At 38.3% G+C, this 9,278-nt stretch carries 8 protein-coding genes and 2 rRNA genes; 1 reads left to right on the forward strand and 9 read right to left on the reverse strand.

Annotated elements, in window-relative coordinates; translation table 11 throughout:
- Positions 1-61: 61 nt before the first annotated feature.
- On the forward strand, positions 62-628 hold the full coding sequence (gene def, locus AC6QZF_RS07290; protein ID WP_499799220.1) for a peptide deformylase: 567 nt from the start codon (positions 62-64) through the stop codon (positions 626-628).
- A 105-nt stretch (positions 629-733) separates the two neighbouring features.
- Here def and AC6QZF_RS07295 read toward each other — a convergent pair whose 3' ends face one another.
- From AC6QZF_RS07295 to AC6QZF_RS07335, 9 genes are all read right to left on the reverse strand, one after another.
- Positions 734-4,276: a vitamin B12-dependent ribonucleotide reductase gene (locus AC6QZF_RS07295; RefSeq protein WP_499799221.1), complete on the reverse strand. Its 3,543-nt coding sequence runs from the start codon at positions 4,274-4,276 to the stop codon at positions 734-736.
- A gap of 38 nt (positions 4,277-4,314) precedes the next feature.
- Entirely contained in the window at positions 4,315-5,052 is a 738-nt protein-coding gene (locus AC6QZF_RS07300) for an SIMPL domain-containing protein (RefSeq protein WP_499799222.1), read from the reverse strand.
- Positions 5,053-5,152: 100 nt separating this feature from the next.
- Positions 5,153-5,677, reverse strand: a complete 525-nt coding sequence (locus tag AC6QZF_RS07305; protein ID WP_499799223.1) for a hypothetical protein — start codon at positions 5,675-5,677, stop codon at positions 5,153-5,155.
- An 84-nt stretch (positions 5,678-5,761) separates the two neighbouring features.
- Positions 5,762-6,883, reverse strand: a complete 1,122-nt coding sequence (locus AC6QZF_RS07310) for an FIST N-terminal domain-containing protein (RefSeq protein WP_499799224.1) — start codon at positions 6,881-6,883, stop codon at positions 5,762-5,764.
- A 300-nt stretch (positions 6,884-7,183) separates the two neighbouring features.
- The gene (locus AC6QZF_RS07315; protein WP_499799225.1) at positions 7,184-7,606 is read right to left on the reverse strand and encodes a hypothetical protein; all 423 of its coding nucleotides are present in this window, start codon (positions 7,604-7,606) and stop codon (positions 7,184-7,186) included.
- 37 nt (positions 7,607-7,643) lie between these two features.
- On the reverse strand, positions 7,644-8,162 hold the full coding sequence (locus AC6QZF_RS07320; RefSeq protein WP_499799226.1) for a hypothetical protein: 519 nt from the start codon (positions 8,160-8,162) through the stop codon (positions 7,644-7,646).
- A complete protein-coding gene (locus AC6QZF_RS07325) occupies positions 8,149-8,538 on the reverse strand; it encodes a hypothetical protein (RefSeq protein WP_499799227.1) in 390 nt (129 codons plus the stop codon). Before AC6QZF_RS07325 ends, AC6QZF_RS07320 begins: the two co-directional genes overlap by 14 nt.
- 223 nt (positions 8,539-8,761) lie before the next feature.
- Positions 8,762-8,870 (reverse strand): 5S ribosomal RNA (gene rrf, locus AC6QZF_RS07330).
- Between the two features lie 61 nt (positions 8,871-8,931).
- Positions 8,932-9,278: ribosomal RNA gene (locus AC6QZF_RS07335) — 23S ribosomal RNA — on the reverse strand; the annotation flags it as partial.

The raw sequence follows: 9,278 nt of genomic DNA on the forward strand, positions 1-9,278 counted from the left end.
TCTAAATGATAGCAATATAAACAATTTTTTATCGTTTTTAAACATTTAATTATGGTGAAAAATGGCGGTTGTTCCAGTATATAATTGCTTCCATCCTGTGATGAAACAAAAAACGCAGGATGTTGTTGATTTCAACGATGAAATAAAAAAAATTGCCGATAATTTAATCGATACTATGATAAATACCGGCAATGGTGTTGGACTTGCAGCAAACCAGATTGGAGAAACTAAATCCATTTTCGTTATCGATACAAATTTGAACAAAGAAGAAAAACCGAACCCAATTGTTATTATCAATCCAAAAATCATCGCCTTCTCGGACGAAACTGAAATCCAAACGGAAGGATGCCTGAGTGTTCCCGAATTGTGGGAAGATGTTGAACGCCCACTTGAAATTGAAGTTCAGTATAATGATCTGAATATGAAAGAATATAAAACCACTTTTAGTAGTTTTCTTGCACGCGTATTTCAGCACGAATTCGACCACCTGCAAGGCATCATCTTCTTTGAACGCATTGCACCGCTTCGCCGTATGCTTATAAGAAACAAACTAAAAAAAATAGAAAAAGGGCAAATCCTACCCGACTACCCGATGGTGCTTCCAAATGGTCAAATTGTTGATAAATAAGCAATTATTATTTCCAGTGAAAGATTTTTTAGAAATCAGTATATCAACAAAAAAGGCTGCTGAACAAATCACAACAGCTTTTTTTGTTAATGCATAAAAACCATCTTATGAGCAACCACTTGTAGAACCGCAATCTTCGCAAACAGTACAACTGCCATTTCTTTTCACCTTCATTGAGCCACAATTGACACAATATTCTCCGGTATATCCCATAGAACGTGCTTCGGCAGAAGTTTTCAATGCGTTTGCAGTTGCCGCCCCATTAGATTTCGGATTTGCTACAACTTCTTCGGGAATAAGCTCGCCATCTTCGTTTATCTTGATATTGCTAATGGTTTCGTCGGGTGTTGAGTTACCTGGCTCGTTTGAAATATTTTTGTTCTCTTCGGTGGCTGGTTCGTCGGTTTTGTATTCATTGCCGTTTTTGCCATTACCGTTTCCGGGCACTTCGTCCACAGCCTTAACGTGGACAAAGTCTGTGCGGTTAAGATAATCATAGCCAAGCGAACGGAATACAAAATCAAGGACAGATGTAGCAAATTTTATTGCTTCGTGCCCTTCGACCGGACCCGACGGCTCGAAACGAGTAAAAGTGAATGTATCAACAAGGTCTTCGAGCGGTACACCATATTGCAAAGCTTTGGAAGTAAGAATTGCAAAGCTATTCATCAATGCACGGAACGAAGCCCCTTCTTTGTACATATCGATAAAGATTTCTCCAAGCGACCCGTCTTCGTACTCGCCAGTGCGAAGGAACACTTTGTGCCCGCCGATAAGCGCTTCGCGAATGTGACCGCGGCGTTTTTTCGGAAGTTTATGGCGAACAAGTTTGTAGTGAATTCTATCGGCTATAATTTCCTGCACTTCGCGTGGTCCTTTGGTTTCGTCCAATGTGTTTTCGTCGCCAAGAGTAACTACTTCGTCGATATTAGCTAAATTAGATGAATTGAGCGGTTGGGAAAGTTTCGAACCGTCGCGATATAAGGCAATTGCTTTGAGCATATACTTCCAAGAAGTCAAGTAAATGTCGCCAATATCTGCAACAGTTGAATTTGCCGGCAAATTAACCGTTTTCGAAATAGCGCCAGAAATAAACGGCTGCGCAGCTGCCATAATTCTAATATGCGCCATCGGACTGATGAAACGTTGACCTCGCTTCCCGCATTTGTTTGCAGTATCGAATATCGGTAAATCTTCTTCTTTCAAGTGTGGAGCACCTTCAATCATCATTGTTCCACAAACATAATCATTTGCTTGCTCGATTTCTTCTTCTTTATAGCCCAAACGCTTCAACAAATCAAAGTTCGGCGAGTCGAGTTCCTCTTGCGAAATCCCAAGTTTCAGCAAGAAATCTTCGCCAAGCGTCCATTTATTGAAAGCAAAACGTATATCGAACACATTCGATAATTCTTTTTCTATAACGTCGATTTTTTCTTGTGTAAATCCTTTTGCTTTGAGTGATTGCTTGTTAATATGCGGGCAGCCGGAAAGAGTGCCGTGTCCGATAGTGTATTTTTCGATTTCATCGATTTGCTTTTTGCTGTATCCAAGCTTAGTAAGCGCTTTTCTGATAGATTGGTTGATAATTTTGAAATAGCCGCCGCCAGCAAGCTTTTTGTATTTTACAACTGCGAAGTCAGGTTCGATACCGGTTGTATCGCAATCCATCAGCAATCCAATAGTGCCAGTAGGAGCAATTACAGTAACCTGTGCGTTGCGATAGCCATATTCTTCTCCTCTTTGCAAAGCGATATCCCACACCTCGCGAGCTGCATTAAGCAAATATTCTGGACAATAGCGAGGATTAATTCCCATCGGCTTAATTGTTAGGTTTTCGTACTCAGCAGATATTGCATTGTATGCAGCGCGACGATGGTTGCGAATTACTCGTAGCATATCTTCGCGGTTAGCTTTGAATGCGGGAAACGCCCCTAATTCGCCCGCCATTTCGGCAGATGTTGCATATGCTTCGCCGGTCATTATTGCCGAAATTGCCCCAGTCCAAGCAAGTGCTTCAGGTGAATCATACGGAATGCCGTGAACCATCAGCAATGCTCCAAGATTTGCGTACCCCAAACCCAATGTACGAAAGTCGTAGCTCAATTTTGCAATGCGACGCGATGGAAATTGAGCCATCAGAACAGATATTTCCAGCACAACAGTCCATATTCTAACTGCGTGGCGAAATTCATCTATTTTGAAAACGTGTTCGTTCTCATCATAAAATTTCAACAAATTCAAACTTGCGAGATTACAAGCGGTATCGTCGAGAAACATATATTCGCTGCAAGGGTTCGAAGCATTAATTCTGCCCGAGGCGTGGCAGGTGTGCCATTCGTTAATTGTAGTATCGAACTGCAACCCCGGATCAGCAGATTTCCAAGCAGCAAGATTAATTCTATTCCATAAATCACGAGCGCGAACAGTTTTCTTCACAGTTTTAGTTGTTCGCCATTTGAGTTCCCACATTTCATCATTTTCTACTGCACGCATAAACTCGTTTGTTACGCGAACACTATTGTTTGAGTTCTGCCCACTAACTGTAATATATGCCTCGCCTTCGTAGTGAGTATCCATCACCGGAAATTCAAGCGAGGTGAAACCTTGGTCGACAAGTTCCAATACGCGGTTGATGTGATTGAGTGGTATCCCACGATTTACAGCCTTTTGCACAAGCACACGCAAAGCCTTGTTCTTGTTTATGTCAGTCCCATTATGAACCGCTTCTTCTAAAATAGCATTGAGGAAAACATTTGCGATACGCGAGCCAGCAACAAGAGCCGCAACTTTTTCTTCTTCTCGTGCTTTCCAATCGATGAATTCTTCAATATCGGGGTGGTCGATATCCACAATAACCATTTTGGCAGCTCGGCGAGTAGTCCCACCTGATTTTATCGCTCCTGCGGCGCGGTCGAATATTTTAAGAAAACTCATAAGCCCCGAAGAGTAGCCGCCGCCAGATAATTGCTCACGCTCACCACGAAGCGAAGAAAAGTTTGTGCCAGTACCACTACCGAATTTAAAAATGCGTGCCTCGCGCATAGCAAGGTCGAATATTCCACCTTCGTTCAGCAGATCATCTTCTACCGATTGGATAAAGCAAGCGTGAGGCTGCGGACGAGTATATGCATCCTGCGATTTTGTAATTTCGCCTGTTTCTGGATCAACGTAATAATGTCCCTGGGGCGTTCCTTTTATCCCATAAGCATAAGCAAGCCCGGTGTTGAACCATTGAGGAGAGTTCGGAGCACACATTTGATTGAGTAGCATATAAACTAATTCGTCGTAGAAAATACTTGCGTCTTCGGGTGTATAGAAATAATTATACTGTTCGCCCCAATGCTTCCAGGTAGCTGCCAGACGATGCACCACCTGTTTGACTGAATTTTCGCTGCCAAGCACCTGGTTGCCGTGTTCGTCCAGAACCGGACTGCCATCGCTATTGTATTGTGGTACTCCAGTTTTGCGGAAATATTTTTGTGCTAAAATATCGGTTGCAAGTTGAGACCAGTGAGTAGGTACTTCAACATTATTCATTTCGAAAACCACCGAACCGTCTGGATTTCGTAGAATGGATTTTCGAAGAGTATAGTTAAACATCTCGTAGGGACTGCCTCCCCCACGAGTAAAAATTCGTGTAAACTTCATTGTAAAACCAAAATAATATTATATAAACAAATCTATTTTTATTTAGTATAAAATTCTATGCTAACCACGCACTTAATAGATTTCTCGACCGATTTTGTATCGAAGATACCCCAATCGGACACTTCCATAGAATGCTTATCAGTAACCTGGAAAATACCTTGCGAAGCAGATTTAAGCCCAGAAACTTTTGTCCCGGCAACTTTTGCAAGTTCTTCAGCACGACGCAAGGCATCCTTTGTAGCAATCCCTAATAGTTCAATTTTCTCATTTTCTAATCCGTTATAGAAATAATCTGGCGACTCAGAAATAAGTTCTACGCCCTGACTTAATATTTCAGAAGCTTCCTGAGAAATCCGTGATATTTTTTGCACATCTTTCGACTCTACACGAAATTTCTGAACCAACAGATAGCCTGTCTTCCGAGCAACATTATCTTCAAAGCCATGCTTTTCGTAGGTAATCGTGTTTTCGAGGCTAACCAGAGTAATTTCGTCTTTGGGGATACCTTTCGAAATCAAAAAATTGTAAAACTTATCAGCATCTTGCTTAATTTTCGTATAGGCTTCACTTAAATTTGCCGACCAAGCTTGCACTTGCGGCTCCCATACTGCAATATTTGAAACAATTGTCTTCTCTGCCGCCCCTTTGACATATATCGAATTATAGTTTCTTGACTTAATTGCCTGTGCCATAATAAATGACGAAATGATTATCCCAATTGCAAGCGCAACTCCTAATAACATATAGCCATTACGTTTAATATTTTGCTCAGACATTTTAGCACCAAAATAATATTGTGAATGTGATTATTTAGTAACTTAAAACTAATTTTTTCTTTTCTAATAATCAAAAAATATAATTTAAAGTTTTCAACATCTACGACCCAATTTCTTCTAATATTAAGTTCCTCAAATCAAACAGAGCATTTTTAATTTTTTCGTTATCGAAGACTGTTTCAATTAAATCAATTTCCTGGTTATCAGTTTCTTGCAAAAATTCTTTGATTTTTAGAAAATCTTGCAAGTTTTTCAAAATTAAAGAGATTTGTTTAGAAAAGACATCTATATCTATCTCTTGATTATTGCTAATAATATTCGATAAACTCCTGCTCATCAAGTGTATTGCATCGGCAAAAATCCACGAAAAATTTTTGAATTCTGCCATAAGTTTGCTATTAAGTGCGTCGAGTGTTATTTCTGTTTCTGATTTCCTTTGAGAGTTGAAATCGATCGCTCTTATACGTTCGTCCCACCGCCATTTTTCGTAATATCGGCGAATTTCCTGCAAATGTTTATTGTCGTTCGCAAGCAATTCCAAATTTCGGGGCTTTGGCAATTTCAAAAATTTTTGGAACTCGTCGAATGCTTTTTGGGGTTCACCTTTTAATCTTTCAATTCCCATAATTTCACCTATTTATGTGCTGTCCGGACACATAAATAGAAAATATCAGAGTTCAATCAAAAAAATTTAGTTATAAAGTAGAGCTTACAAAGCGAAAGCAATTCCTGTAAGTGTTTGATTTATATGCATACCCATAAATTGTTCGCCATAGGTGTGAAACCCAACAACATTTTGAAGTCTGAATAAATTATTGACCTCGTCATCAATTCCTTCTTGTTCAGCAATATAGCGACGGTGTATGCAATCGAAAGCAATGAAAAAGTAGTTTTCGCCTAATTCATTTCTCAAATTGTCAAATAATTTTTTATAGTCTTGCACAATATCAGTAGGTTCGGCAACTCTCACCACAAGCCCAATATCAATTGCACTTAACACAGATAGACTATAATCAGGGTTCATTTTCTCGAATGATCTAACATAAAGATTATTACCAATTTGCAGGATAAACGGGTGCTTGGCAAAGGTATATGGATTCAAATCCTCGACGGGAATATTTAGAATACTTGCATATTCAATTGCAGCACGCTCACCATTTATTTCATAGACAATTCTTTGACGTGGACTTGCGTCGGTGATGACAATTTTATCGCTCATCGGCTTGAAAAATTGAGTTTTGAATACTCGGAAAGGTGTTTCGCAGCGAAGTAATACAAACGATGCAGCATTCGAACTAAGCTCGCCATTATTGAAAATGTTCGTTTCAACAAAGTGCATATCGTCACCCGCAGATCCACCAACAATTTTTATCGGCATAAACACTTTGTAAAGCAGTGCTATGACTTTATCTTCAAGCATCGATTTCCCGTCAATTAGCAATATACCGACGTATTTATCCGCGTCGTTGATATTAAAATTGAATTCGTTTTCAAAATCTCGACGAATTGCCAAAGCTTCGTTAATATTAAATTTAGTTAAATCTTCAATTTCATACTTTTTAAACTTGACTATTTTGCTGCTGATGGACCCTCCAACAGCTGAGTATCTAGTAAATCCAGCAGGAGAAATTTCGCCCGCGGTCGAGCAAGCCATTACATTCTTACCAAGCGTCCTGCTCAATGCATTCTGCATTCTCAATTTATTGTAATTCGAACTGAAAAACACAAATTTCAAAGCATCATCAGAAGTATCTATCGAAGAAGCAATTTCGTTTATTGCATCGTCCGAAATTAGTTCCTTTGAGTGCGATATTTTAATATCTTCCGACATAATTTTCTTCTCACTTTTATTTATACTTACGAAACACACTAATTTTTGTTTTAAAATTTTAAAAAATTTGGAGATATAAAATTGTGAATATGCTGCTTTGTCATAACCTTTGGAAGCTTTTCGATCTGCATCTTTGTAATTTTGGATGCAAACACAATTTACTTCTCTCTAAAAGAGTGGGGAATTTTTGGGGTGTTTCCCTCTCATAGAGGGGTCGGGGGTGTCCACCAGCCAGGTGAATTTCACAACAACACATAAATAGGGGGACGTCAAACCGTCCCCCACAAATGATTATGCTTTTTACTTGCTTACCTTGATTTTTTTATTTACAATTTCAATCGTAAATATCAGAAAACCAAAAAACATATTTATATCGATAGCTCGAATAAAATACAAATTGACTAAAGAAATAATTAAAATTAATGTGAAATATAAATTGTTTTTTAAAATTTTTTCTAAATATAGTTTATCGCAGACATAATAAGTAAAATATGTTATAGGTATTGCTTTAAGTAAGTTCAAACCAAATACATACACTTCGAATCTGAAAGAAATCACAAACATCAAATACATTAATATTAGTAGAATAGTGTCGAATACTTTTAGAGATTCACTATCAAATAATCTAATTAGTTTATGGTATCGAGAGAGATTTGTTTCGATTGCAGCCTTATCGTATTTTTTTGATAGTTCATCTATCATTTCATTTTCAGTCGTTTTCATAAATCAAATTCCCTCCAAATAATAAATAATCTATTGACTATAATGAACCAAATGCGATTTGCCAGGCAATACAACCAGCAGATGCTACAATTGCACCTTTAATTCCATATTGAAGAGCCCCGCCTGCAGCACCAAGTATCGCGGCTGGAACTGCTGCTAATCCGCCAGAATTTAGAGCACCTACTATTGCACTTCTAACAGCAATAACAGCAATTTTTGCAGCATTATTTTTTACTGCATTACAAAATCCTACAAAGTCAGCGTATCCTACTGCATTCCAGTTAATGTCACATACCTTTTGTTGATCATCTATACCAACTATAATATTTGTATTTTTATTAATATCTGAATTTATTTTGTTTGAATATAATGAATTCAACTTATTTATCCATAATTGCCCTTTACTGCTTGTCCAATATTGAATAGAATTACGAGCAACTGCAACTGCCGACCATAAAAATATCTTTTCATCATCATCGTTCAAGGAATCAATAATATGAACAATGCTATCCAATTGCATAATAGCTATCGAAGGATTGTTATTAAAAAAAAACATTTTTAATTTGAGAAAAAACCATCAATTGATTCTGTGTTAAATATGTCTCAATTTCGTTCACCAAAGACTCTGTATTTTTATAGCTTTTTAAAATATCCTCTGTAATAAGTATATCAGAAGAAATTGGGGATGTAGGATAATTATCATTAACGTATTGAACACTCAATTCTATTATAGTTTGCTCATATTCAGTTACTGTAGGCAGCTCATTAATATTATTAACATAATTATAAAAAATAAAATCTAATCCCATATTATGAGCCTCCCCAACAAACCAAAAGTCACTGGATGATAATTTATATTCATCCTCTAAAATTGATTTTTCTGCAGGATTAACAGAAAAAGATACTACCTTATCCTCTGCACATGAAATCAAAAAGAATAGGATAAGATAAGATAAGATAAGATAAAGACTTTCTCATAATGACCTCCAAAAATAGTAAAAAAAATAAAAGTAAATATTAAATACGATGCAGATCTGCATATAAGATATAAAAAATATATATATATACAAATAAAAAAAATACTTTAAAGTATTACCCCCTCAAAAAAAAAAAGCCCCCAATCAGTTAGATTGGGGGCTTCTTTTTTACGGATGAGCTTGGCGACAACCTACTTTCCCACCGTAGCAGTATCATCGGCGCGTTAGGGCTTAACTTCTCTGTTCGGAATGGGAAGAGGTGTTTCCCCTACGCTATGGTCACCAAGCGAAAAGAGCTATTGTGTAAGAGGAGAGAGCAATAGGAGTGCAAGTATAACAACACACGAGAGAGGTAAGTCGACGGACTATTAGTACTTCTCGGCTGAACGTATTACTACGCTTACACCTGAAGCCTATCAACCAGGTCGTCTACCTGGGTCCTTAAGAGATACCTAATCTTGGGGTAGGTTTCGTGCTTGAGATGCTTTCAGCACTTATCCTTTCCGGACATGGCTACTCTGCTGTGCCATTGGCATGACAACAGATGCACCGTCGGTCCGGGCGCTCCGGTCCTCTCGTACTAAGAGCGGGTCCCCTCAAGTATCTTGCGCCCACACTGGATAGGGACCGAACTGTCTCACGACGTTCTGAACCCAGCTCACGTACCGCTTTAATTGGCGAACAGCCAAACCCTT

The sequence above is a fragment of the Eximiradius sp. genome, assembly GCA_937127445.1.
In the GTDB taxonomy this organism is placed as follows: Bacteria; Bacteroidota; Ignavibacteria; order Kapaibacteriales; family UBA2268; genus JAKIZO01.